22 protein-coding genes and 2 tRNA genes are annotated in these 24,970 nt (G+C 41.4%); 7 read left to right on the top strand and 17 right to left on the bottom strand.

The features are described from left to right. Positions 1–302: 302 nt before the first annotated feature. The 5 genes from P3L37_RS02725 to P3L37_RS02705 all read right to left on the bottom strand — a co-directional run bounded on the left by P3L37_RS02725 (position 303) and on the right by P3L37_RS02705 (position 5,770). Complete coding sequence (locus P3L37_RS02725) at positions 303–1,088, bottom strand: TatD family hydrolase (RefSeq protein WP_272667460.1); 786 nt, start codon at positions 1,086–1,088, stop codon at positions 303–305. Further along, positions 1,081–2,178: a patatin family protein gene (locus P3L37_RS02720; protein ID WP_004914789.1), complete on the bottom strand. Its 1,098-nt coding sequence runs from the start codon at positions 2,176–2,178 to the stop codon at positions 1,081–1,083. The genes P3L37_RS02725 and P3L37_RS02720 overlap by 8 nt, the downstream gene beginning before the upstream one ends. A gap of 132 nt (positions 2,179–2,310) precedes the next feature. Further along, positions 2,311–2,721 (bottom strand): BON domain-containing protein, encoded by a 411-nt coding sequence (locus P3L37_RS02715; RefSeq protein ID WP_110731411.1) that lies wholly within the window; start codon positions 2,719–2,721, stop codon positions 2,311–2,313. A 192-nt stretch (positions 2,722–2,913) separates the two neighbouring features. Beyond that, positions 2,914–4,503, bottom strand: a complete 1,590-nt coding sequence (prfC, locus tag P3L37_RS02710) for a peptide chain release factor 3 (protein WP_004914793.1) — start codon at positions 4,501–4,503, stop codon at positions 2,914–2,916. A 202-nt stretch (positions 4,504–4,705) separates the two neighbouring features. Beyond that, positions 4,706–5,770, bottom strand: a complete 1,065-nt coding sequence (locus P3L37_RS02705) for a tartrate dehydrogenase (protein WP_004914795.1) — start codon at positions 5,768–5,770, stop codon at positions 4,706–4,708. Between the two features lie 102 nt (positions 5,771–5,872). On the opposite strand from P3L37_RS02705, the gene P3L37_RS02700 reads away from it, so the two are divergent. Further along, on the top strand, positions 5,873–6,787 hold the full coding sequence (locus tag P3L37_RS02700; RefSeq protein WP_110731412.1) for a LysR substrate-binding domain-containing protein: 915 nt from the start codon (positions 5,873–5,875) through the stop codon (positions 6,785–6,787). Positions 6,788–6,821: 34 nt separating this feature from the next. Beyond that, positions 6,822–7,727 (top strand): helix-turn-helix domain-containing protein, encoded by a 906-nt coding sequence (locus P3L37_RS02695; RefSeq protein ID WP_109911835.1) that lies wholly within the window; start codon positions 6,822–6,824, stop codon positions 7,725–7,727. 45 nt (positions 7,728–7,772) lie between these two features. Here the strand turns inward: P3L37_RS02695 and P3L37_RS02690 are convergent, their stop codons facing one another. From P3L37_RS02690 to P3L37_RS02680, 3 genes are read right to left on the bottom strand one after another with little or no spacing between them, the layout of a single operon-like run. Beyond that, positions 7,773–8,726 carry a PDR/VanB family oxidoreductase gene (locus P3L37_RS02690; protein WP_109911834.1) on the bottom strand — a complete coding sequence of 318 codons (954 nt, stop codon included), beginning with the start codon at positions 8,724–8,726 and terminating at the stop codon, positions 7,773–7,775. 16 nt (positions 8,727–8,742) lie between these two features. Continuing rightward, positions 8,743–10,191 carry an NAD-dependent succinate-semialdehyde dehydrogenase gene (locus P3L37_RS02685; RefSeq protein WP_109911833.1) on the bottom strand — a complete coding sequence of 483 codons (1,449 nt, stop codon included), beginning with the start codon at positions 10,189–10,191 and terminating at the stop codon, positions 8,743–8,745. Positions 10,192–10,229: 38 nt separating this feature from the next. After that, positions 10,230–11,357 (bottom strand): aromatic ring-hydroxylating oxygenase subunit alpha, encoded by a 1,128-nt coding sequence (locus P3L37_RS02680; protein ID WP_004914806.1) that lies wholly within the window; start codon positions 11,355–11,357, stop codon positions 10,230–10,232. A gap of 322 nt (positions 11,358–11,679) precedes the next feature. On the opposite strand from P3L37_RS02680, the gene P3L37_RS02675 reads away from it, so the two are divergent. Further along, on the top strand, positions 11,680–13,239 hold the full coding sequence (locus P3L37_RS02675) for a BCCT family transporter (protein ID WP_196718585.1): 1,560 nt from the start codon (positions 11,680–11,682) through the stop codon (positions 13,237–13,239). An 86-nt stretch (positions 13,240–13,325) separates the two neighbouring features. On the opposite strand, the gene rimI is transcribed toward P3L37_RS02675, so the two are convergent. Together rimI and P3L37_RS02665 are read right to left on the bottom strand one after the other, a co-directional pair. Beyond that, positions 13,326–13,778 carry a ribosomal protein S18-alanine N-acetyltransferase gene (gene rimI / locus P3L37_RS02670; protein WP_109911832.1) on the bottom strand — a complete coding sequence of 151 codons (453 nt, stop codon included), beginning with the start codon at positions 13,776–13,778 and terminating at the stop codon, positions 13,326–13,328. Continuing rightward, entirely contained in the window at positions 13,747–14,157 is a 411-nt protein-coding gene (locus P3L37_RS02665) for a DNA polymerase III subunit psi (RefSeq protein ID WP_004914814.1), read from the bottom strand. The genes rimI and P3L37_RS02665 overlap by 32 nt, the downstream gene beginning before the upstream one ends. 133 nt (positions 14,158–14,290) lie before the next feature. Between P3L37_RS02665 and rsmC the strand changes: the two genes are divergently transcribed. The 3 genes from rsmC (at position 14,291) to P3L37_RS02650 (ending at position 15,718) form a co-directional block, all read left to right on the top strand. Further along, positions 14,291–15,304: a 16S rRNA (guanine(1207)-N(2))-methyltransferase RsmC gene (gene rsmC, locus P3L37_RS02660; protein ID WP_272667461.1), complete on the top strand. Its 1,014-nt coding sequence runs from the start codon at positions 14,291–14,293 to the stop codon at positions 15,302–15,304. Positions 15,305–15,499: 195 nt separating this feature from the next. After that, positions 15,500–15,585, top strand: a tRNA-Leu gene (locus P3L37_RS02655). 47 nt (positions 15,586–15,632) lie between these two features. Continuing rightward, a tRNA-Leu gene (locus P3L37_RS02650) sits at positions 15,633–15,718 on the top strand. A 109-nt stretch (positions 15,719–15,827) separates the two neighbouring features. Here the strand turns inward: P3L37_RS02650 and P3L37_RS02645 are convergent. The 6 genes from P3L37_RS02645 to P3L37_RS02620 form a co-directional block, all read right to left on the bottom strand. After that, positions 15,828–16,082, bottom strand: a complete 255-nt coding sequence (locus tag P3L37_RS02645) for a DUF1435 family protein (protein WP_004914817.1) — start codon at positions 16,080–16,082, stop codon at positions 15,828–15,830. Positions 16,083–16,200: 118 nt separating this feature from the next. Next, a complete protein-coding gene (locus tag P3L37_RS02640) occupies positions 16,201–16,731 on the bottom strand; it encodes a GNAT family N-acetyltransferase (protein WP_109911985.1) in 531 nt (176 codons plus the stop codon). A gap of 206 nt (positions 16,732–16,937) precedes the next feature. Continuing rightward, positions 16,938–18,377, bottom strand: a complete 1,440-nt coding sequence (gene phoA, locus P3L37_RS02635; protein ID WP_004914820.1) for an alkaline phosphatase — start codon at positions 18,375–18,377, stop codon at positions 16,938–16,940. 181 nt (positions 18,378–18,558) lie between these two features. Further along, a complete protein-coding gene (locus tag P3L37_RS02630) occupies positions 18,559–20,127 on the bottom strand; it encodes an alpha/beta hydrolase-fold protein (RefSeq protein ID WP_226537940.1) in 1,569 nt (522 codons plus the stop codon). Between the two features lie 58 nt (positions 20,128–20,185). Further along, complete coding sequence (locus P3L37_RS02625) at positions 20,186–20,800, bottom strand: DUF3156 family protein (protein ID WP_042851671.1); 615 nt, start codon at positions 20,798–20,800, stop codon at positions 20,186–20,188. Beyond that, positions 20,775–22,265 carry an APC family permease gene (locus P3L37_RS02620; RefSeq protein WP_004914823.1) on the bottom strand — a complete coding sequence of 497 codons (1,491 nt, stop codon included), beginning with the start codon at positions 22,263–22,265 and terminating at the stop codon, positions 20,775–20,777. The genes P3L37_RS02625 and P3L37_RS02620 overlap by 26 nt, the downstream gene beginning before the upstream one ends. A 397-nt stretch (positions 22,266–22,662) precedes the next feature. Between P3L37_RS02620 and P3L37_RS02615 the strand changes: the two genes are divergently transcribed. Continuing rightward, positions 22,663–23,325 carry a helix-turn-helix domain-containing protein gene (locus P3L37_RS02615; RefSeq protein WP_109911828.1) on the top strand — a complete coding sequence of 221 codons (663 nt, stop codon included), beginning with the start codon at positions 22,663–22,665 and terminating at the stop codon, positions 23,323–23,325. Positions 23,326–23,470: 145 nt separating this feature from the next. On the opposite strand, the gene P3L37_RS02610 is transcribed toward P3L37_RS02615, so the two are convergent. After that, positions 23,471–24,964: an aldehyde dehydrogenase family protein gene (locus tag P3L37_RS02610; RefSeq protein ID WP_004914825.1), complete on the bottom strand. Its 1,494-nt coding sequence runs from the start codon at positions 24,962–24,964 to the stop codon at positions 23,471–23,473. Between the last annotated feature and the right edge of the window lie 6 nt (positions 24,965–24,970).

Below are 24,970 nucleotides of genomic sequence, written 5' to 3'. Positions count from 1 at the left end.
GAGCTGCATGGAAGGATCCCTGTTCACTTTATTTTAGGTTGATATATAAGGAAACGTGTAAGTCGCCTTGACTCTTAGTTTAATGATTATACCTAGTCATCACCAATAACCCGCAATACTCATCACAAATACATACTGCAATAAACAACAAAAATTCAAGTAATGTGATAAAAATCACAAAATCAACTCAGTTTAGTCTGGAAAGACACTAAAATCCCAATTAGCCACAATAAAAACTAAATAGATTTAAATAGCTAATTAATGAAATTATATAAATATTATTTATGATTATGTATACGGTTTTACTGAGGAAGATTAAATAACGACAAACTATTGTTGTAAAGTTGTTGGGCTATTTCTGCAGGGGATTCGTGGCGAAGCTCACATAATGAACGAAAAACCCACTCAATACGCTCAGGTCGATTTGGCTCGCCTTGGAAACCTGAAACAGGCATATCGGGGGCATCCGTTTCGAATAATAATGAAGTCAAAGGAAGTTCTGACATCACATCGCGAGTTTTATTCGCTCTTTCATAGGTAATTGTCCCACCCACACCAATATAATAACCCAGCTTAACAAAGGCTTGCGCTTGAGATAGGCTACCAGCAAAGCCATGTACGACTCCACGAGCAGGAACATCAAAACGACGCAACATCGCCGCTAATGGGTCATGACTTTTACGTGAATGCAAAATAACTGGTAAATCAAACTGTTTCGCTAGCTTTAATTGGGCGGACAATACCATTTGCTGGCGTTCAAACTGAGGGTTTTGCATATAGAGGTCGAGCCCTATTTCCCCTATCGCCACACACTTTTTATTTTTTTTGTTAAGATAATCAACCAAAATATCAATGTGTTGCTCTTGAAACTGGCTCAAATATAACGGATGAAACCCCATAGCAGCATGCAACTGCGAATACCGCTGTGCCAGTTGCCAAACTCGTGCAAAATTATCCACACTCACGGTAGGAATAACAATATCACTCACGCCACTTTGTCGAGCAAGCTGCAAACTTTCAGCGAAGGAATCACTAAAAGGAGGGAAATCAAAATGGCAATGGGTATCGATAAATTGATGTTTAGCCATCACGGTTTTCATTTGCTGATATTGCGGCCAAAGGCATTGACGTGACAGGCTCTGCCACCAATTCCGGAATGAGTTCGTTCGGTACTTGTGGCTCAAGCTGAATATCTAATGGGTTAGACTCAATTTTTTGTGCCAAGGTATGGCTAAAGCGATTTGTGTTGTGCTCAAAGGCATTACCCAGTGCAGCAATAAAATAACGACCACACCGGCGCCCCGTATGGTAATCTTGATTAAGCGAAGACACCTTACTACCCAGTGCACTGCTTTTCAGTGGAACAGGTGGATAAATCTCAAAGACCTGTACATCTTTTGGTGGGTTTTCAATAAATTCTTGTGTTCTACGGTAGCTTTTCAGATGAACTTTCAGCATCGCAGCCATACGTTGTAGGCCATTCTTATCCCCTTCCAGCCACCGAGTCATTCTTTTCACCCATTCAGGGGTAAAATACATTTGGGAAGGCACGGTACGGATCACCACAATAGTCTCTGCACCGCGGCGGTATGCCTCTTCAACTGGGATAGCTGCACTAATGCCACCATCTTGGTAAAGCGTGCCATCAAATTCGACACCTGCCCGGTAAAAGCCAGGGATAGCGCTGGATGCGCGAATAATATCGAGCCAATTGTCAGCGTCAGGTTTTAGAAAAGCGGCTGAAAAATCATCACTGCGGCTTGCTCCCATATAGAATTCACGACCTGAATTTAATAAATCGAGCCCTGCTTGTATACGTAATGGGAATTCTTTTGCTGTGGTGTCGACGAGCCAATCTAAATCAATCAGATGGCCTCCACGGATAAAGCGTAGTGGATTAAAAAATGCCGAATTGGTCGTATAGCGAGTGATCACACGGCGCGCATAACCCGCTTGCCCACAAATATACGCAGACAGGTTTTGAGCCCCTGCTGAAGTACCTATCATCAGATCAAAAGGGTTGAAGTCAGAAATAAGAAACTCATCCAGTACACCCGCTGTAAAAATCCCTCGTTGGCCGCCACCTTCACAAATCAGGGCAGTTTTTCCCGAGTTAATATTATCAAAGAATGCAAGCGGCTCAATCGTGCCAAGTGTAACTGAAACGTGTTTTCCCATAATGCCTCTAGATGACAGAAGTTCATTTGAAATAGCTCAAAAACAGAATGAGCTTCCTTTTGAAAGCCCACCCTATCAAGATTGTACAATAAATATTCAGCAATATGAGCTATTGAGACATTTATTTATAGATTAGTTAGCAATCACTAAACCATTTTGTACTGATTTTACCCCTTTAACTTGAGAGGCGACTTGGGTAATTTTATCTATCTGATCGGCTGATTTTACAAAGCCTGATAAGTAAACAACACCATTGACGGTTTTAACTGATACGCTGTTACTCGAAATACCTTTCGTACCCAGTAATTTTCCTTTTACGTCCGCAGTAATCGCTGAGTCATCAATGTACTCACCGGTATTTTTAGCGCCACTCGAAATGGCATTCCCAGTGTCTTTACCGGCCATTTCCACTGTCTTAGATGCACTGTCCCATGTTTCTGAAGCTTGTTTTTTCAAAGCACTATCCGATGATGAGCTACAAGCTGCTAGCGTCCAGCTCAACCCAATAACTCCTAACACGCTCAATAGTTTTGCTTTTTTCATAAAAACCTTCCTTTCACTGCAATGGACAACGAATAATATAGCCTAAGTAAAAAAATATAAAAAATAAAGAGAAAGGTAATAAAGACAGAATATTCTTGATGATAAGCACCAAAAAACAGAAAAAGAAGCTTTAAATGAAGTTCGAAATAAGATGACCCACTGACTATTGTTAGCCGTGGGCCATCAACGCAATTAGTGTTCGCGTGTTTTGCGGAATTTAACGTCAGGGTAACGTTCACTGGTGAGGTTAAGATTCACCATAGTCGGTGCGATATAAGATAAGTTATCGCCACCATCAAGGGCTAAGTTTTGCTCATTTTTGCGTTTAAACTCTTCGAATTTCTTCGCATCATCACACTCAACCCAACGCGCAGTAGAAACGTTAACGGCTTCATAGATAGCTTCAACGTTATATTCGCTTTTCAAACGTGAAACCACCACATCAAACTGCAGCACCCCTACAGCACCAACAATTAAATCATTGTTAGTTAACGGGCGGAAAACCTGTACCGCTCCCTCTTCAGATAACTGAACGAGGCCTTTTAACAGTTGTTTTTGCTTCAATGGGTCACGTAAACGAATACGGCGGAATAATTCAGGGGCAAAGTTAGGAATCCCCGTAAACTTGAGTTCTTCACCTTGCGTGAAGGTATCACCGATTTGAATCGTGCCATGGTTGTGTAACCCAATGATATCCCCTGCATAGGCGTTTTCGACCTGAGAGCGATCCCCCGCCATAAAGGTTAAAGCATCAGAAATAACCACATCTTTTTTGATACGCACTTGGCGTAGTTTCATGCCTTTTTCATAAGTACCTGAAACAATACGCATAAATGCAACACGGTCACGGTGTTTCGGGTCCATATTCGCTTGAATTTTAAATACGAAACCGGTGAATTTTTCTTCTGTCGCATTAACTTGGCGTAAATCTGTTTGGCGTGGCTGCGGCTGTGGAGCCCATTCAACTAAGCCATCTAACATATGGTCAACACCAAAGTTACCTAATGCAGTGCCGAAAAAGACAGGGGTTAATTCACCCTGCAAAAATGCATCATGGTCAAATTCATGGGATGCCCCTTGAACCAATTCCAGCTCATCGCGTAACTGCGCGGCTAGTTCCTCACCAACAGCGGCATCGAGATCGGGGTTGTTTAACCCTTTAATTATACGGACTTCTTGAATCGTATGCCCTTGGCCTGTTTGGTATAGGATTGTTTCATCACGTAATAAATGATAAACACCCTTGAATAATTTACCGCAACCGATAGGCCATGTGATTGGACAACAAGCAATTTTCAGCTCATTTTCCACTTCATCCATTAATTCCATTGGATCACGAATATCACGGTCCAATTTATTCATGAAAGTTAAGATTGGAGTATCACGTAGACGGGTAACTTCCATCAGCTTACGTGTCCGGTCTTCAACCCCTTTACCGGAGTCAATCACCATCAAGCAGCAGTCAACCGCCGTTAATGTACGGTAAGTATCTTCGGAGAAGTCTTCGTGCCCTGGGGTATCCAGTAAGTTAACAAGACAATCATTATAAGGAAACTGCATGACAGAGGTAGTAATCGAAATACCACGCTGCTTTTCCATTTCCATCCAGTCAGATTTAGCGTGTTGATTAGAGCCACGGCCTTTTACCGTACCTGCACGTTGAATAGCATGCCCGAACAATAACACTTTTTCAGTGATTGTGGTTTTACCCGCATCGGGGTGGGATATGATAGCAAACGTTCTGCGTGTGCTAACTTCATGGAGAAAGTTCTGATCTGTCATTTAACCGTTCTTTTCGTTTATATACAGATTTGTATAAGCATTCGAAGAGGCTCAATGTGGCTCTTGGCGTCGCAAATCCGTCTTGTTAATCAAAATTGGCGGATATTTTCGCAGATCTTGGGGGTATTAACAATCAAAGCATCGAGGAACAGGCAAAACAGTCCCCCGATAGCTCACTAAATTGGCTCAATAAATACCGCCTTTAGGCACTGACTAAACGGGTAATTTCATCCCCTAGCGCCTGTGTACTAGCATTGCCTCCCATATCGCGAGTCAAATGTTGACGTTGTTTAATCGCTGTTTCTACTGCGGACATGATAGAATCATGCATCTCGGGACATCCCAAATGCTGCATCATCATGGCGGCTGCCCAAATCGTACCAATCGGGTTGGCAATATTTTGCCCTGCGATATCAGGTGCTGACCCGTGAACAGGCTCAAACATCGATGGGAATTGTTTTTCTGGGTTAATATTGGCCGATGGCGCAATCGCAATAGTTCCCGTACAAGCAGGCCCTAAATCAGACAAAATATCACCAAACAGGTTTGACCCGACAATCACATCGTAGAACTCTGGCATTCTCACTAAGTTTGCTGCAAAAATATCAATATGGAATTGGTCAACTTTGATATCTGGGTATTGCTTCGCCATTTCGGCTACACGGCTATCCCAATAAGGCATTGAATGAAATAACCCATTAGATTTCGTCGCTGAACTTAAATGTTTTTTCTCACGTGACTGCGCCAAATCAAAAGCATATTTTAAGATACGGTCGGTACCTTTACGGGTAAAAATACTTTGTTGCAATACCATTTCTTCATCCGTACCTTCGTACTGAATACCGCCAATCGCAGAATATTCCCCTTCAACGTTTTCACGCACGACATAAAAATCAATATCTCCCGGTTTTTTATCTGCTAGTGGGCATTTAATGCCATCAAATAAGCGTACAGGGCGTAAGTTAACATATTGGTTAAAAGCGCGGCGGATGGGTAATAGCAGCCCCCATAATGAAATATGATCAGGAACACCAGGGAACCCTACCGCGCCGAGGAAAATCGCATCAAATTTTTGCAACTGTTCTAAGCCATCTTCAGGCATCATGCGCCCAGTACGGTGATAGGTTTCGCACGACCAATCAAAATGGGTAAAGTTAAGTTTTACATTGTGTTTATTGGCTGCTGCTACTAATACTTTTAATCCTTCAGGGATCACTTCGGTACCAATACCATCACCAGGAATAACCGCTATATTAAATTGTGACATTGTGAAAACCTCTGATAAATGAATTATGTCTGTTTGTTCTCCAGTTTAGGGGTTGCTGTGATAAAGTATAGATATGAAGTGTAATCCTTAGGTTTACAAACTATGAACAAGCTTCCTTCGTTAGAGGATATCCGCGTTTTTGTCACAGTTGCCCGCTTGATGAGTTTCTCTCAAGCGGCTTCACAGCTGTTAGTGTCCCCAGCTTATGTTTCTAAACGCATTAAATTGCTAGAAGAAAATTTAGGACAAACTTTATTTTTTAGGACTGCTCGCTCAATTAAGCTAACTCACGAAGGGCAAATTATTTTACGTAGCAGTGAAGTGATGCTAGCTGAATTGGAACAGATGCAACAGCAACTCAACGCCTGTCGCGAAGAGATCCGCGGCTCACTGCGTATCAGTTGTAGCACAGGGTTTGGCAGTACTTATATTAACCCGTTTATCCTCACACTACGGGGAAATTATCCTTTATTAGGTATTGATCTCACTTTAACCGATAAGTCTGTCGATATTATTAGTGAAAACATTGATGTTGATATCTGTATTGGCGGTGCAATAGCAGAGCAATTTATTGCAAGGCGAATTGCACAAAACCAACGAATTTTGTGCGCTTCACCAACCTATTTAGCAAAACACGGCTACCCAAAATATCCACAAGAGTTAGAACAAAAACACTTTTGTATTGCGATTAAAGAGCGCAACCAAGCCCCCGCCGTATGGAAGCTTGAACAACAGCAAGAAAGTATGACGGTCACCCCCAATAGCAAATTAACCGTCAACAATGGTGAAGTCGCTAAACAATGGTGTTTAAGTGGCGAAGGGATCCTATTGCGCTCCCAATGGAGTGTGCAGCCTGAGTTACAGTCTGGCCAATTAGTACGAGTGTTACCGCAATGGCACCAAACCGCAGATGTTTATGCTGTATATTCGAGAAGTCTCCGAACGAGTGCTAATCTTAGAGTCTTTATCGAAAATCTAGAGCAATACCTTGCTACTCACTTATCACATGGTTTTTAGTTAACCCCATAAGTTATAAGGTAAACATGAATTGATGACAGAAACAGAGACATTCAAAGAACGTTTGTTGAAATTGCTAAAACAGAAAAAAATGAGTCAATTAAAAGCAGCTGAAGCCCTTGGGGTTTCCCGAACGGCGGTTAATAAGTGGACAAAAGGCGGTATGATTGATGAAGATAATCTTGAAAAGCTCGCCACGTTATTGGATGTCGACAAAATATGGTTGAAATACGGTGAATATACCAATAACCAAGTTACTGTTAGCAATTCAGGTGTCATGCGCAACATCAACGAAGTTCATCTTCAAGAGTCGGCAGATATCGTGACATGGGAGTGGGACTTATTAACGGGAGAATTGAACTACTCGGACAACGTTGAAGCCGTTTATGGCATTAAAATCACCAGTAATGAAGATTTCTGGGCCTTAATGAGCCATGACTCCAAAGAAAAACTGGTCAATGGATATTCTAAAATTATCCGTGAAGGTGGTGCCCATGAAATGGATTTTAAAATTAACTGGGAAGACGATTACCGCTGGATCACCTCCCGAGCGACAGGGGTTAAAGGCCCGAATGGCAAAGTGACAAAACTGGTTGGGATCAGCTTAGACAACACAGAACGTAAAAATACCGAACTGCGCCTGCGTAAAATCAAATGCTATTTCGACGTCTTATTGTCCCATTTCAATCATTTAGTCGTATTTACCGATAAAGCAGGTGAAATATTAGCCAGCAACTTACACAACCAATCGACTGAAATAGATTACCTTGAACTACAACGTTTATTGTATCAATTAGTGATCAACCATAAGCCATGGTTAGATGAAGTATTTCGCACTGGGCGGGGGCAAATCGTATTTCAAGATAAGCAAATTACGGCTTATCAACACTTTAATGATGAAAAACAGCCTTTTTTAATGTTTGAATTAAAAGATATTTAAAACCAGTATCTTGCCCCACTTATGGCTAAAGCGGGGCAGCTTTGATTATAAATCAAGAACTAATCGTTTAGATTTAGCTCGCGAAACACACAACATCATCGTTTTTTGCTCGGCTTTTTCATCATCATCAAGGTAGTGGTCACGGTGGTCGGCCTCTCCCTCAAGTATCGCCGTCTCACAAGTCCCACAAACTCCATTACGGCATAAACATTCCACGTTAATGCGCTTATCAGCTTCGATTACCTGTAAAATAGACTCGTCTTTACCCACTTCCAAACTAAAGCCTGAACGTTGAAAATAGACCTCAAATGAATCCCCTTCACTGGCAATTTCACCAAAATTTTCAAAATGAACCTGTGATTCACCAAGGTGCTGATGACCCTTTTCAATCACCTCATTAATTAATGATTGAGGGCCACATACATACAGATGGCTATTACTCGCTTGTGCTTTAACCAATTGTTCGACAGACATTCGCTGCCCTTGGCTGCTGTCATAAAGAAATAACCGCGAGCCAATACGCTGTTGTAAATGTTCAAGAAATGCCGCTGTTGCACTATCACGAAAACAGTAATGAAGCTCAAAATCCATTTCATTTTCTTCTAGCTCATAGAGATAAGAAAGAAAAGGCGTGATCCCAATCCCACCTGCGATCAAAATATGCTTACATTGGTTATCCGCAGCTAATGAGAAAAAATTCTGCACTGGGGACAAATATAAACTATCCCCAGCAGATAGGTGCTCATGCATAAATGCCGAACCGCCTTTCGAATTTTCATCACGTAAGACTGAAATACAATAGCTTCCACATTGCTGTGGGTCACTGATTAATGAATATGCACGTTGCAAACCAGCCTGCTCACCCATATGAACGGTGACATGACTACCTGCGCTAAAAGGCATTAGCGCGCCCTCTTGTGCAACAAACTCGAACATTTTGATATTTGGGCTAATTTGCTCAATTCGACTGACATTGACTGCAATTTTTTGTTGGTTCATCACAGTGCCCCTCTCATTATTCAATATCTAAACACAGATACTTAGTACTTAAATAATCCTCAATGCCATATCGAGAGCCTTCTTTTCCTAAACCTGATTGTTTTACTCCTCCAAAAGGAGCAACTTCATTAGAAATTAAGCCTGTATTGATACCGACCATGCCACTTTGCAGTTTTTCAGCAACGCGGTAAACACGGCTAACATCACGAGAAAAGAAATAAGCCGCTAAGCCATAAATCGTATTATTGGCACGAGCAATCACTTCATTTTCATCACTAAAACGAATCAATGTTGCAATAGGACCAAAGATTTCTTCATGAACAATCCTCATTGAGTCATCAACATCAACAAGAACTTTTGGATTAAAGAAATTGCCATACTCCGCCACTTCGCTACCTAAGGTTAATTGGTGTGCCCCTTTCGCGAGTGCATCTTGCAGTAACTCATTCATACCATCAATGGCACGTGTTGTTATCATAGGCCCAATATCCGTTCCTATTTCAAGGCCATTACCGACTTGCAATTTGGCGACTTCTGCAACGAACTTGGACTGAAATTCATCGAAAATAGCATCTTGAAGATAAAAACGGTTCACACAAACACAGGTTTGCCCGCCATTACGAAACTTCGCTTGCACCGCACTTTTTACCGCTTTATCAATATCTGCATCATCAAAAACAATAAAAGGCGCATTTCCCCCCAGTTCGAGTGATGTTTTTTTAATTGTCGATGCACACTGCTCAGACAATACTCGGCCAACTTGCGTTGAACCGGTGAATGAAAACTTACTAATAAGCTCATGTTTAGTTAGACGTTCACCTAAAACACGAGAATCCCCAGTAATGATATTGAATATCCCTGCGGGAATGCCCGCTTCATCGGCCAACTGAGCGAGGGCAAGTGCCGTAAAAGGCGTTTCAGTCGCTGGCTTGATGATAATACTACAACCCGCAGCCAGTGCTGGAGCCGCTTTACGAGTGATCATCGCTGCGGGAAAATTCCATGGCGTAATCGCACTACAAACGCCGATCGGCTGCTTGATTGTCGAAAGACGGTTACTTCCCACCGTTTGAGGGATGGTTTCCCCATAAACACGTTTCCCCTCCTCCGCAAACCATTCGATAAAAGAAGCCGCATAGCGAATTTCACCTTTTGCCTCATGCAACGGCTTACCTTGTTCAAGAGTCATTAAACGCCCAAGATCATCAACATGGGCTTCAATCAGCTCAAACCAGTGGCGTAAAATGATAGAACGCGCTTTAGCAGTAAGCTTACTCCAATCTTCCATTGCGACATGCGCTTGTTCAATAGCGTCATCCACTTGGGTGACTGACAGGCTGGGAATTGTTCCCAGCACAGATTGGTCAACAGGATTAGTCACAGGGATTTTTTTATCTGAATCAACCCATTGCCCATTGATGTAGCATGACTGACGAAATAGCGCAGGGTGAGTTAAATGATGCATTTGTGACTTCTCCTTTTGTTTTTTTATGGATAACGTGATTACTCAGTGTGTGCGCCAGCAACAATTTTGTGGAAATGGGCAACACCATGTTCACTAATTCCACTACGCTGTCTGTCAGCCATAATGCGCCCTTGGCCTCGGTAACCTCGTGATCGCAATCCTTTTTGTACACTTTCCACCAAGCGCAGATCTTCTGGGCGGAATACGGTACGATACCATTCAACTAAGTTTTTCTGATATTCAGTCAGTTCTTCATTGAGGAAATAAATATCATAGTGCTGCAAGGTTTCCCCTGCGTTCACTGGAAACTCATAAATCACCGTCATGAAATCCCCGCCAGGAGGCATATTGAACATGGTGCTTGGCCAAATCCAAAAACCAAAGAAACGAGGGTCTAAAACAGATTCATCAAACTGATAAGAGGACTCAGAGGGTTTTGCTTTACCAATTTGAACAGTCCAATTATCCAATAATTGGTGTTCGTATACGTTAACATCTACGGAACTTGCAAAGCTCACATGGTTAGTTGGACAGTGATAACACTCAATATAGTTATCAACGATGGTTTTCCAATTGGCTGGTGTATGACTAACAAAACGTGCAGCCAATTTTAAATCGCTAATCACCGCACATGCTTCTTGCATTTTTTCGGCTAAGCCTGGAAGCTGCTCTTCAATAGGTTGTGGTTCACCAACTGTCATATTTACATAGATAAACCCTGCATGTTCAATAACATGGAAGCTACTCAATGACATTGCATCTGCTTCAAAATTGTTCACATTCTCACAATTGGTCGCATGTGCTAGTTGACCATCTAACTTGAATGCCCACGCATGGTAAGGGCAAGTAATCACATTTTTGACTTTACCACTTTCACCGCTGATCAACTGGTGTCCACGGTGCGGGCAGACATTATAAAAACCACGCAATACATCATCACGACCACGAACAATCACGAGGCTTTCGCCAATGAGCTCACGAGTGATATACGAATTTTTTTCTTTTACCTCACTAACATGAGCGACACAAACCCATGAATTAGCAAATATTTTTTCTTTTTCATACTCAAAAACATCATTAGACGTGTAATAACGAGCAGGGATTGTCCATGCGTTATCAATATCAAGGTGATCATTAATCGAAATGACTTTAGCTGCATTGCTCATAATTGCCCTCACTTATGTAAACTTATAGTTAACACATTTTTCAGGAATGTTAATGCAGATCGCATTAATGATCAAATGAAATATTGATAAAAATTTAGTCAAAAAGATTTATTTGTTTTATAACAATGAATTGCATTAACAATAATTATTGCAACTGTTAATAATTAGTTAATTACTTGTTGACTACGTAATCTTTGCATGGCTATTCTCTGTAAACCAAAAGTAGCATTTAACAAAAAAGTACCCTTAAAAACAAAACGAGTATTCCCTGCAAGCCAACTCTCATAAAAGAAAAAAATAAGTGAGCAACTGGAGAAGAGGTATGATGAATCACAAAAAATCCGTATTTTACGTGTCGCTAGCCTTTAGTCTGGCGTTAATCAGTTTTGGGGCATTTATTCCTGATAAACTGGAAGCTTTTTCACATTCCGCCTTAAGTTTTATCTATAACAATCTAGGTTGGTTTATCCTAGGTTCCGTTTTTATCTTTTTCAGCTTTTGTATGTTTCTTGGATTTTCCAAATTTGGTCACATACGTCTTGGTGATGACAATGATAAGCCGGAATACAGCACAGTCACTTGGATTGCGATGTTATTCAGTGCCTCAATTGGTATCAGTTTGATGTTCTGGGGAGTGGCAGAGCCTGTTTCCTATTATATCAGCCCACCAGTTGGTCAAGGTTCAACAGAACAGTCGGCCAAAGCAGCCATGCAATATGTCTATCTACACTGGGGGGTTTCCGCATGGGCGTGTTATGCACTCGTCGGTGTGGCTTTGGGCTATTTCCAATTTAGGAAAAAGCTCCCGTCGTCACTTAGTTCTGTTTTCTATCCCTTAATTGGGGATCGGATCTACGGCTCTGTCGGGAAATGGATCAATATATTGGTGATGTTATCGGTCGTTATTGGTATCGCCACATCATTAGGCTTTGGTACACTACAAGTTAACAGTGGTATGAATTACTTATGGGGATTGCCCATTAGTATTTATGTACAAATTGGTTTGATTGCTATCATTACTGTTGTTTATGTTGCTTCGACAATTTCCGGGCTACAAGGGGCAATAAAACACCTATCAAACTTAAATATCATACTTGCTCTAGGATTGATGGCATTTATCTTTCTATCTGGCCCAACCCAAACTATCTTAAAAGTCTTATTCCAAGGCATTGGAGACTACGTCCAAAATTTTGTCAGCATGTCATTTCGCACTGAACCCTATAATGACGGTACTTGGATTGCTAACTGGACACTGTTTTACTTTGGTTGGTGGATAGCATGGGCACCGCTAGTTGGCAGCTTTGTGGCTCGTATATCGAAAGGAAGAACAATCAAAGAATTTATGATTGGCGCAGTATTTATTCCTGTATTAAGTGCTTTTGCTTGGTTTGCAGTCATGGGTGGGTCAGCAATCCATCTTATTCAAAATCTAGGCCAAACAGCACTGGCTGATGCCGTAAAAACCGATGTCACATCCGCATTGTTTAAGTTCTTAGACTATTTCCCTGCATCAACATTTATCAGTATTTTAGCCATTGCCTTAGTGCTGATTTTCTTTATTACTTCTGCTAACTCAGCGGTATTTGTACTGGGAATGGTCAGCGAAAATGGGAACCCAAATCCTTCTCATGTCACTAAAACCATTTGGGGAGTCATTATTGCAGCAATCGCGATCGTGCTAATTATGACAGGTGGATTATCAGGTTTGCAATCCGCACTGGTTGCTATGGCGGTGCCATTATCCATCATGATGCTAATTATGTGTTACTCCACCTATAAAGGCCTCAATGAAGAAGTCAATGCACAAGCTGCAGCCAAAAAAGAGTTAAAAGATAATATCCAAATAATTAGTAAACCTATCCTTCCTGAAATTGAAAAATAATCGTCACTAAAAGCACAAACCCCAGTATGTCTGACAACATATTGGGGTTTTAATTATATTAGTAATAAATTATTTATTACTTAAATTTATTCATCGGAAAATAGAGTTAAAGCAAGTACTAAAGCATCTTCTCGGCCTTTTTTGGCAGGGTAGTAATCTTTACGTACCGTTACTTGGTGAAAACCTAGCTTATCGTATAGATGCAAAGCAGATGCATTTGATTCTCTCACTTCTAACCATAATGTGAGAATGCCTTTCTTTATGAGTTCCTTGATAAGCTCTTCTAGCAACAAGCGGCCATACCCTTTCCCTTGGTAATCAGGGTGGAGAGCAATATTGAATAGGGTCGCCTCATCAAGAACACATTGTGTTATCGCATAACCAATAATTTGATTATTAACAGAAATTTTTAAGTTATGATACTTTTCCCCTTGATTTCCATAAAAAACTCGCTCAGTCCATGGAAAGTCATGGCTTAACTTCTCAATTAAGTACGCAGTTGCAAGATCAGATTGCTTTAGTGTTGAAATTTTCATCATATTGATAAATTTGTTTCCATAGTGCCCGTTTAGCGCTACAGCTTGTACTTAGCTCAGACAAAACAGGTGAAGTAAACATGACTTTTGAACCTTCAGGCTGGATTTCATCACCTAATACCCAACATGGTGTTATTATTGGTGTTGGGATTAAACCTAATTGCTCTGAATTGACACAAACCACATCGTCCTGTGCAATATTCATGGAAAGAAAAACATCTTTTAGCAATTGGCTATTTAAATCAAGGTTCTCATCAGTAATAATAATAAGCTTAGTCGACGCTGGGATCCTTACACCACGTTCACCACGTAACACAGCAGGATTTCTCACCATCCATTGAGTGATCCCCATTTGTTCTAAAAGCCTGTCACGTCGTGTCATTTGATTTTCCAGTCGCAATTTTACAACCACATCTTATCAAAGGGGATTAATAGCGCCAACAGAGCAATGCTATTTCTCTTATCTTTGGTAAGATGTCATCGGTTTTTTTATTATTTTAGGAGATTGACAGAATATGTCATTACTGACACCTGCCAGCGAAGTTATTCAACGCCATCTCGAACATTTTACAGATCGTCATGTCATTTTGGCTGGTGACATTCAGGATGAGCTCGCTGCAACCTTAGAAGCAGCTAGTGTTCGCGTCATCACCAACCAGTATCATCACTGGCAACGCTTACAACCGTTAATGGGTGATATGGGGTTATTCTCTGCCATAACCCCAGCAGAATTTATCCAGCCTTGCGATACTCTCATTTATTTTTGGCAAAAAAACAAGCAAGAAGCCTGCTTCCAACTCGATGACCTTTGTACTCACCTTGCTGCAGGTAGCCAAATTTTTATCGTCGGCGAGAATCGCAGTGGTGTTAAAAGCGCCGAATCTATTATGGAAGGGATCGCTAACTTACAAAAAATCGACTCTGCACGCCGTTGTGGCTTGTACTATGGTGAATTAGAACAACCCACAACCTTTGATATTGCTCGCTGGTGGCGTCATTATCAAATTGATAATGTTAGAATTAATGCATTACCTGGGGTATTTAGCCATAATGAGCTGGATATCGGTAGTGATCTACTATTGTCCACGCTAACTGACCCAATGAGCGGTGATCTGCTTGATCTCGCCTGTGGCAATGGCGTGATCGCTGCGGTGATCGGCTCACAAAACCCAGAGATCAAACTCACCTTAAGTGATGTCAGTGCGTCTGCGCTTGATTCCGCAGTATCCACTCTTGAGGCCAATAAACTGGTCGGCAGAGTCATCGCAAGTGATGCTTACTCTGATATTAACGATAAATTTGATTGGATTATTTCAAATCCACCATTCCATGATGGCCTAAATACCAGTTATCGTGCGGTTGAAAATATGATTTACCAAGCCCCTAAATACCTGAAAAAAGGTGGACGTTTGCGCATCGTAGCTAATGCTTTCTTACCCTACCCTGATTTGCTCGATAAAGCTTTTGGTAGTCACGAAGTACTTGCCAAAACAGGAAAATTTAAAGTTTACCAAGCAGTTAAGCGTTAATTTAATCGCTAATAATTTAACTAAAGCACAATTTATCATACTACTCATTGGCTGGTGCTCCTTTACCGGCCATTTTTTCATCAATCGAAAAATACTTCATAAAAAAATTATTGACGTTCGTCGAAATTAGCCTAAAATCCGCACCACATTATTGCTGGTTAGAAGCATTGATGAATCAAAGTTTAGTTAGGTATTGCGAGGGTGGCGGAATTGGTAGACGCGCTAGCTTCAGGTGTTAGTGTCCTATGGACGTGGGGGTTCAAGTCCCCCCTTTCGCACCACTAACTTTGTATAAACCACAATAATTTAGTATTGACGAGACAGTATTGCGAGGGTGGCGGAATTGGTAGACGCGCTAGCTTCAGGTGTTAGTGTCCTTCGGACGTGGGGGTTCAAGTCCCCCCTTTCGCACCACTGGTCAGTCATTGTTTATAACACCCTGCCCATTTTGACCTTCCTTGTACGACTAGCGCTGCCCTAATTCTCTATTTTGTTCTGTTTACTTACTGATTAGATTATAGAACTACCTTTGTAGAACAAAGGCCATCATAAAACATGCGAGTGAAATAACTGCGGGGACAATCAATAAACGACGAGAACCGCGATTAAATAGCATCCCAGCGGTTGCTACCATCATGGTAATCATAATGATTTTTAGATTATCTAAGCCCATATTATTGAGTATATAAGCAATGCTCAGCAATATCACAGCAAAAACACCCCAAAGGCCAGCACCTATTCGCCTTAAACCTGTGGTTTTTGATATGCTAGTTGGCATAGTGACCTCAACACCCTTAAATGATAATGATTATCAATCATATCTAGTTTCTAGTAAATTTCAATGCTTTTTTATTTCACCACGCTATAAATTAACACTTATTTTACAAAATACAAACTTACGAAAATAGATAAATAAAATGAATATCTTCGGGCTCCAATGCAAATAATTCAGGGTCAGGCTGGGCAATTAAGGAACAACCGAGATGTTGATAAAAGTGCACCGTATTTTCTGAAGGTGTCGCAGAAATATATAAGCCTTTTGCTCCTTTTTGTATCGCCATTTCAGCGCATTGTTGGAATAACATCCCTGCTAAACCTTTACCACGATGTGAGTGGCTCACATGCAGGAAAGACAATTGCAGTAAATTTTTTTGTTCGCCGCGCCACACATTATCTAAACTTGCGGCGGCAATTAGCTTGCCCTGCTCAAAAACACCAAGAAATACCGCTCCTTGGTCATAACTTTCCAACAAATGAGGGGTATAAGCTTCAGGTTCGCCTTCTGGCCAACCTTTCATATCAAACCGCTGCTTGGATAGCACCAACTCACCATTTCGATATAGATAAAGGTTTTCAATTAATTCAGTGCGGTCGATAGACCAAACAGATGGGATTTCCTCTCGTTGCAGTTCGCGAACTTCTCTCATAATGTCATTCTCATTATTCGTGCCTATGAATAAGCACATTTATTGTTATTTAATAAATCAATTTATCAAGATAATGAATAAAAAAAGAAGTGCAAATGTTTAGTACGTTCATTGAGGCATGGTTGAAAAATAAGAAAAAAAAGGGCTAGAAATAAAAAAACTCCCCGCAACATCCTATTGCGGAGAATTTTTACTACAGGGTTGGTTTATTGCTTCAATCCCATTGCATCGCGCATGGTAAAGAACAAATCAGTTTGGTCAGTCAGACCCATTACGTTTGCCGCATGTGGACCATAAGCCGCCACACGTAACTGAGCACCCGTGTGCTCTTGAGAATCATCTTCTTCAGAGTTACCGTAATTTACCACCATCACAGAACCGTCTTTAGTAATCAACGCCTGCGTTAAACCCGTTGACTTAGTGCCTTCAGGAATAATTTGGCTTGAATGTGAATGGTCAGCGGTCACGATAACTAATGTATCACCATGTTTTTTAGCGAAATCTAAGCCGACTTGTACAGCTTGGTCGAGAGCGACAGTTTCACCAATTTGACCACATGGGTTTGCTTTATGGTCTTGCTTATCGATAGAAGCACTTTCAACCTGCAAGAAGAAACCATTTGGGTTGACTTCTAACAGCTCAATCGCTTTTTTCGTCATTTGAGCCAATGTTGGTGCATTCGGGTCTAACTTAGCATTCGGTTTACATTCTAACGGCGCATTGTTGATATTACCGTAATGAACTGCTTTCGGGCCTTCCCATGCAACAGTCATGTTGCCATCATGGAATAAGCCCAGAACAGGTTTATCTTGATTTGCAACAGTAATGCTGTCTAATGACTTAGCGTCACGCACAATATTATACCCACGCTCAATCGCCTGTTGCTCCAACGTTTTACCTTTGTAGTCACCCGCCTTTGCTTCTTGCTTGAAGCTCTTAGCTCCACCACCAAGGGTGACATCTGGGCGAGTTACCAACAGTTGCTCTGAAATTGAACCACGACCGCCATTTTCTAGCGCGTTAGCCGCACATTTTTCTGCTGTTTCCTCAGGGCCATAACATTTACGCGCACTCACATGCGAAAACTGTGCAGCTGGCGTAGCGTCTTGAATCTCAGAGGTTGTGACGTTACCCGTCGCTTTACCATTACGTTTAGCTATCTCAATTAATGTCTCATGATCGTTGCCAAATACATCAATCCCTAATGCGCCATTGTAGGTTTTTACACCAGAAGACCACGCCGTGGCAGACGCTGCAGAGTCAGTCACATAGTCTGGTTTTTGGGTTTTCTTATCTAACGCATAATGGGTATATTGGCCTGTAATTGGCAAGGCATCGATTCCTTTAAAGAACCCTGAAGCACCTTCTGCATAGTTACGGGCAACGGTTATCTCTGAGTCACCCATACCATCACCAATAAACAGAATCACATTTTTGGCTTGGCCATTGTGAAGTGCCGCTTTCATGATATCAGTTTGCTCTGTCGCTAAACGACGCGCACCACCAAATTTTGTGATATCACCTTGTGCCGCACGGTTTTCTGACACCGCATCATTTTTATCAGCCGCGTAGGCAGGGACTGCACTTCCTAAAATTAAAGTACTTACCGTGACAGCTAAAAGGGATTTCATAAAATTACCAGTCATAACTGTTTCCTTGCCAATCAATAATAAAAAGAGAAAATGTGTATTTCAAATAATGACAGGCATGCTAAAGGAGCTAGATGACAGTTGAATGACGCTTTTATGGCGAAATGAAGACGTTTGTCATAAATGTGAAAAAGCAGCTAAATATAAGCTGCTTGTTGTGAATCAGTGTTATGGCTATTTACCATTGTGACACAAGTTGATTTGTTCCCTCATAAAGCGTTTCACACCAAGAAACATAGTCGTGCCCGCTAGGTAACTCAATAGCATCAACTTGATAACCTTTGTGTTTTAGAACATCCAGTAATCGGTAGTGGTTCTGAATAATTCCCCCCCAACTACCGCGTTGTTCGAATAAGCCGGCCTCAAGGAAAAAACGGATAGGTTGCGTTGGTATAATTTCGATTTCACGAATTAACCACTCAGGGTCTTTATCTTTTGGAGCCCACCAATAAGATCCTGACATACTGATAACATTACCGAAGATTTCAGGATGTTGTAATGCATTCCATGTCGCGCCAATCCCACCATAACTGGAACCCGCAATAATCGTATGGCTTGCAGGCGCTTGAATTCCCATTTGTGCTAATTGAGGCATAAGCTCATCTGCCAGCAACTTAGGAAAGGCATCATTTGGGGGAAGCTCATCCCCACGACGCTCTGAATTTATGCTATCAACAAATATAATATTCATAGCTGGAAAACTCCCCTGATTCATCCACTTATCAAAGAATTTCTCCATTTGATAGTTTTGCAGGTAAATTTGCCCATCCAATAGCAACAATAACGCCGGTGATTCCATTGGTACATTAGGCTGATAAACCGTTATTTTTCTTTCGTTTTTTAATATTTGACTCACCAACGTAAAAGTCTCTAAACGGCCTTTAATCTGCCGATTTTCTACATCAGGAAAGTGACACTGGCGTATGTTCGGTGCCAATGATAACAACGAAAAACGGTTATATTTATCGACATTTAGGGAAGGAATAACGTGAGAATTATATGGGTCAGACTGCGCGGTGACTAGAATTGCTTTACGTTGAGCAAAACCGCCTTCCGGTACAGAAGGGATATCAGGTGCAATTTTATATTGCGATAACGTATCATTAGGGATGATAAAAGAACGATACCAAATATCCGTTCCCGCCAAATGGGCCATTCTTTCGTGATTACCTGACGGCGCACCTAAAATATAGGCGTTTGCTTTCGCGCCACGCCAAAGGAATGTCACCCGTTTTTGTCTATTTGAAAAATCTTCAACCAGTGGCGTTCCTTGCGCGGCAACGGCTTGCCAAAATGCGCTTGTATCACCATTTTGATAATATTCATCCAATAAACTTTGCAGCTTAGGAGTAACCGGTTCATTATCCTTTTTAATGGCTAAAGGCTGGTACTGGGTGACATCAAACTTTAATTGCCAAGGTTTACCCGGCTCACCATTCAACGCTAAATAATAAACCCCATTTTTTGATACTAAATAATCCGCACTATGAGGTTCTTGTACTGAACCGTACTCTTGCAATGCACGCACTGGCTGTTTATTGGAATCCAATAATAGAACCTTGGAAAGACCTTCACCGCGTTGTTTTATAAAATCTTGCTGCGATACTTCAAAAGATAAGCAGCTATGACCTTCGCTATCATGTACCCCTTCAGCAAAGGAAAGCTCAGATAAACGTATACAGTCAGCGTGTGTTGCCATCACCGCAGAAGAAAACAACATACAACCTAAAAGAGGCAAAGATTTCACATCAAATTCCAGTGAGTCAATTGATAATAATTATTACTATCAAAAAACTCTTTTAAACTCAATGGCTCACAGCACGTTTTTCCACCAGTTGGTTAATTAACTGCAGCGCACTCAATAAATAATAGCGTTGTTTTTTTATTAATCTCAAATAACGGCGAGTCGCGGGAATGCGGCTCACCATTTCTGATGCCGTGTAAGGCTCAATTTCACAACGCCAACGACCTCGGCTAAACTCTATCTCGCAATGATTAAATTCCAGCTCTTCTAATGTTTGCCTAATAATTGGGTACTCATTCAGCCATTCAATAACTTTCTGCCCATCCATCTGCTTCGAAACAAAATGGATATGCTTCTTCTTTATAGTCCCACGGGTTTTTACTTCAATTTTTGCATTGATACTATCTGTACATTGGCCAGATACCGCAAAACGGCTATACACAATAAAAGCGAGAAACAATTTTCTTGGCCGTTCAGTCACCTCAATCGTTAATTCGGGTTGAGGCTGCACATGAAGCACTCCGGGTGCCCCCCACTCACATGGATAAGGCGCCATGTCCTTCTCAACACGGTTAAGAGTCAATCCTGTTTGATATCCGGCAGGCAAACGTTGCTGGGTAAACTTACCGATTTTCTTCCACAAAGACGGTTTAGGCGAGGTTACGTAATGGCTCAAGTTGGCCTCCTTCCATTTCTTCATCAGCGAAGGAATTAGATAAAACGTATTCAACATCCACAGGTTTAAATGGGTTCACTTTCTGTACAAAAACGGTCCAAATTAATGCATATCCGGCTGTTAAACCTAACATAATGGCAAAAGGAATATAGATATCCGATTTATTCATGCCTGGTGGAGTGATATACACAATCGCTAAAATAATCCCGACACTCGAAATAATTTGCGGTATAGGGAAAAAAGGCGAACGATAGGCTCGATGTAAGTCAGGTCGACGAATACGCAATAACACTACTGAAATCGTTACCAGCAAGTAAGCCGTACCCCAAGAACACACCGCCGCCAGTACCAATGGAATGATACGATCAAGGTCGCCTTGAATAGCAAAAGCGTGCAAACATGGGATCATCACAGCTACTAAAATACCGAATACTGGAGTTTTAAAACGAGGGTGCAAATAAGCAAAGATGCGTGGTAATGCCCCATCAAGAGCCATTCCATAAAGAATGCGAGGAACCGCTGCCATTAACGTATTGATGGTCGCTCCACCAGCCAGTAATAACGCGATACCTATCCAGTATTTACCAAACTCACCCATAACAATTTCGGCGAATGCAGGGATTGCCATCGGTGTTTCAAGTAAACGCGTACCTGTCAGCGGGTCAACGACCACATTTTCCACTTGGTTCGCTAGCGCTGCACCGAATAACACCATACAGAGTGCGACACAAAATAAACCTGTTGTCATCGCACGGGGAATCACTTTCGCGGAATTTTTAATTTCAGGAGCCATTGGGGTTACTAGCTCACAACCAACAAACATGAACATTGCCATACCAACAAAGCTCAGTATTAGTGTTGGGTCCGTATTGAGTGGCTGACCAAACCAGCCGTCCATATCCACATGAAATGGCAACAACAAACCACTCACACTAAAAATTACTAACGTGGACCACATGGCAAATGTCAGTACAACCTCGACCTTACCAAAGGCTTCAATACCAAATGCATTTAAGATACCAAACGTGACAACCAACCCAACACCTACCATCCAAGATGAGTTACTGGTCTCTAAGACCGTGTTGAGATGCTCAAAATTAACGAGAGCCATAATCCCTGACAGAATAGTTTCGGCAGTTCCTGCAAACACATGCACAATCAAGTAAGCCGAAAGCGCACCTGTTATCGCCCAAAAGCGTCCCATCCCACAAGAGATATAGTCATATACTGAGCCTGACGTTGGGAGAATGGCCGCAGCCTCCGAAAATGTAGTTAACTGAGCTTGCATCATGATGAAACTGAGTAGCACCGCTAAGGCAAACGTATCGCCACCGATGCCGAATCCACTCGTGACGGTTAAAATAACAGGACTGGCCATAATCAAACCAGCAGAACTCGCCAAGGTGGTCGGAAAGCCAACTTTCCCTTTTTCTAAATGTGTCGACAATTTTGAGGATAAATTCATCTTGCTTCCCTCTCACTCTCTACCTAGCTATTAATGTGAATTTTTTGTAAAAATAAAGTGGTTTCATATCCACTATAGAAATAAGCTTAAATCCACTGCTATCGTTCTAAAGGACGATACCCAGAGAGAGGGGAAATAAAGTATAGCTCGCGAAAAGTACCCATATTTTTAAAAACAAAAAAAATAATTAAAGTAATATCAATATGTAACAAACAAACCACTTGTTAATATATTAATAAATATCTTTCTAAAGATACCAAAAAGCAGCAAATCAATATTCATGAGGTTTTCATGAGTTTTAAATACTGCTATCAACTTCACGTTATTAATATGTTTATTTTATGTTAAATCCATTAAGAGGCATGATAATAATTCGATTAGTACACAAGGGAATATGATGAATTCACCATTATTCGAGCCTCATCAACAAACATTGATTGATTGCTGCCTAAATACCATTGCGCATATTATTCCGGTTTCTGCATTGGTGTATTACCTCGTGAATGATCATTGCCAACCAGATAACTACGTTCTTCACGGGATACCGGCAAAAATGCATGAAGAGTATCTCGCTTATTTTCACCAATTAGATCCTTTACACCCTGACCATTTTCGCAGCGATGATTTACGCTTAGTGAGAATGGATTCTGAAATACGCCAGCAGAATCAAGCTTTTTTCCATGATTTTATGCAGCCAAATAACATGACTGATATGGCGGAAATATTTATTCGTCGTAAAAATAAAATTATTGCGGGGATTTCGGTGCTGCGAGACAGCCCATTTAGCCAACAAGAAATCATGCGATTAAATACTATTTTACCTGTCGCTGAGCTAATGACATTTGATGTACTACCTGATTCCTTAGTGGCTTATACCCCCAAAGAACAAGAAATTATCCATTTAGTACGAGAAGGCGCGAGCAATAAGCGAATTGCATTATTACTGGGGGTTTCGCTATCAACAGTGAAGACTCACTTACGCAATATCTTCACTAAAGCAAATGTGACTAACCGAACCGAGCTTGTTTCATCCGGGTTTATCATTCACCAAGAAAAATGACAGTAAATCTAACGACCACCCGCCGTGGATGAACATCCACAATAGCTTTGTCTTTGAATTGATTAATAAGCCATAGTATCTATCAAATATAAAAAACCCGGCACGATGGCCGGGAAATGTTGATTAATTGAATATAAATTGAACACTAATAACGCACCATGACAGACTTTAACTCTGTGTAATACTCAATAAAGGCACTACCAAATTCACGACCAATACCTGATGACTTAATGCCACCAAATGGCACTGCGGGGTCAAGGAAGGTATGCATATTCACCCATACCGTTCCCGCTTCAATGCGTGAAATCATACGCATTGCTTTACTAAGATCATTTGTCCATAAACTCGCAGCTAAACCAAACGGAGTGCTATTCATCATCTCAATAAGTTCTTCTTCGTCATCGTAACTCAAGAAAGTCCCTATTGGCCCAAATGTTTCCTCTTTCATCAATACATCATCTGGGCTATTAGCACGAATAATGGTTGGAGGCACAAAGTACCCAGCGCCTGCAATGGGTTGGCCACCATAAATAATTTCACTACCCTCTTGGCGAGCTTTTTCAAACAAACCTAAGATTTTTTCGTAATGCGCTTTATTGGCCAGCGGCCCCATCTCGGTTGTTTCATCCAATGGAGAACCGACTTTCATCGCAGACAAACGCGTTTTTAGTTGCGCTAATACTTCATCCATCAATTTAGATGGAATATAGAACCGCTCAGCAGCCGCGCAAATTTGCCCTTGATTTAGATACCCCGCTTCAATAATCCCATTAACAATTTTTTCAACCGGAAGGTCAGCTAAGAATGCAGCACCATTTTTCCCACCAAGCTCCAGTGTTACTCGGGTTAGTTTACCTTCCATTGCTGAACGCCCTACCGCCAGCCCAGTCGGTACAGACCCCGTAAATGTCACTTTAGAACAAAGTGGATGATGAATCAGTGCCGGCCCAACTTCACGACCACCACCATTTACGATATTAATTACACCGTCAGGAATTCCCGCCTCTTTTGCCAATTCCACCACTCTTAGCATAGTTAGTGGAGTAAATTCACTTGGTTTCAACACAATCGTACAGCCACATGTTAAAGCAGCCGCTAATTTCCAAATGGAAATCATAATAGAAAAGTTCCAAGGAATAATACCAGCCACAACACCAACAGGTTCACGCTGGGTAAATGCAGAATATTTCTCACCATTAAAAGAAGGCAATGAAACATTCAATGTTTCCCCGCTGATTTTAGTCGCCCAACCGGCAAAATAACGCAAAAACTGCGCAGATGACCCCACTTCAAGAAAACGAGATAATTGAATGGTTTTACCTGAGCATAACGTCTCTAACTGGGCTAATTCTTCAAGGTGCTTTTCAAGCAAGTCAGCAAGGCGGTTTAAGCAATTCCCTCTTTCCATTGGTGTCGTGTTTGCCCAAACTCCTTTAAATGCAGCATGAGCCGCATCCATTGCGGCATCAACTTCCGCTAAAGTTCCTTCTTTTACTTTAGCAATAACCTGTTCAGTGGCTGGGTTAACAACATCAAAAAAAGTATCGCCTTTGCCAGAAACCGGTAACCCGTTGATAAAATGACCGTGCTGACGCTTCAAAAACTCACTGACTTCTGGTAATAGGGTTAACTCGCTCATTGTTAT

Origin of the sequence: Providencia sp. PROV114 (assembly GCF_032704305.1) — a bacterium.
Classification (GTDB): domain Bacteria; phylum Pseudomonadota; class Gammaproteobacteria; order Enterobacterales; family Enterobacteriaceae; genus Providencia; species Providencia rettgeri.
The sequence above is the reverse complement of the archived record's forward strand: the minus strand, read 5'-3'. Positions and strand labels throughout refer to the sequence as shown.

Coding starts and splice junctions, on each gene's coding strand:
- P3L37_RS02725 (WP_272667460.1), bottom strand. CDS start 1,088: ATGGCTAAACATCAATTTATCGATACCCATTGCCATTTTGATTTCCCT.
- P3L37_RS02720 (WP_004914789.1), bottom strand. CDS start 2,178: ATGGGAAAACACGTTTCAGTTACACTTGGCACGATTGAGCCGCTTGCA.
- P3L37_RS02715 (WP_110731411.1), bottom strand. CDS start 2,721: ATGAAAAAAGCAAAACTATTGAGCGTGTTAGGAGTTATTGGGTTGAGC.
- prfC (WP_004914793.1), bottom strand. CDS start 4,503: ATGACAGATCAGAACTTTCTCCATGAAGTTAGCACACGCAGAACGTTT.
- P3L37_RS02705 (WP_004914795.1), bottom strand. CDS start 5,770: ATGTCACAATTTAATATAGCGGTTATTCCTGGTGATGGTATTGGTACC.
- P3L37_RS02700 (WP_110731412.1), top strand. CDS start 5,873: ATGAACAAGCTTCCTTCGTTAGAGGATATCCGCGTTTTTGTCACAGTT.
- P3L37_RS02695 (WP_109911835.1), top strand. CDS start 6,822: ATGACAGAAACAGAGACATTCAAAGAACGTTTGTTGAAATTGCTAAAA.
- P3L37_RS02690 (WP_109911834.1), bottom strand. CDS start 8,726: ATGAACCAACAAAAAATTGCAGTCAATGTCAGTCGAATTGAGCAAATT.
- P3L37_RS02685 (WP_109911833.1), bottom strand. CDS start 10,191: ATGCATCATTTAACTCACCCTGCGCTATTTCGTCAGTCATGCTACATC.
- P3L37_RS02680 (WP_004914806.1), bottom strand. CDS start 11,357: ATGAGCAATGCAGCTAAAGTCATTTCGATTAATGATCACCTTGATATT.
- P3L37_RS02675 (WP_196718585.1), top strand. CDS start 11,680: ATGATGAATCACAAAAAATCCGTATTTTACGTGTCGCTAGCCTTTAGT.
- rimI (WP_109911832.1), bottom strand. CDS start 13,778: ATGATGAAAATTTCAACACTAAAGCAATCTGATCTTGCAACTGCGTAC.
- P3L37_RS02665 (WP_004914814.1), bottom strand. CDS start 14,157: ATGACACGACGTGACAGGCTTTTAGAACAAATGGGGATCACTCAATGG.
- rsmC (WP_272667461.1), top strand. CDS start 14,291: ATGTCATTACTGACACCTGCCAGCGAAGTTATTCAACGCCATCTCGAA.
- P3L37_RS02645 (WP_004914817.1), bottom strand. CDS start 16,082: ATGCCAACTAGCATATCAAAAACCACAGGTTTAAGGCGAATAGGTGCT.
- P3L37_RS02640 (WP_109911985.1), bottom strand. CDS start 16,731: ATGAGAGAAGTTCGCGAACTGCAACGAGAGGAAATCCCATCTGTTTGG.
- phoA (WP_004914820.1), bottom strand. CDS start 18,377: ATGACTGGTAATTTTATGAAATCCCTTTTAGCTGTCACGGTAAGTACT.
- P3L37_RS02620 (WP_004914823.1), bottom strand. CDS start 22,265: ATGAATTTATCCTCAAAATTGTCGACACATTTAGAAAAAGGGAAAGTT.
- P3L37_RS02615 (WP_109911828.1), top strand. CDS start 22,663: ATGAATTCACCATTATTCGAGCCTCATCAACAAACATTGATTGATTGC.
- P3L37_RS02610 (WP_004914825.1), bottom strand. CDS start 24,964: ATGAGCGAGTTAACCCTATTACCAGAAGTCAGTGAGTTTTTGAAGCGT.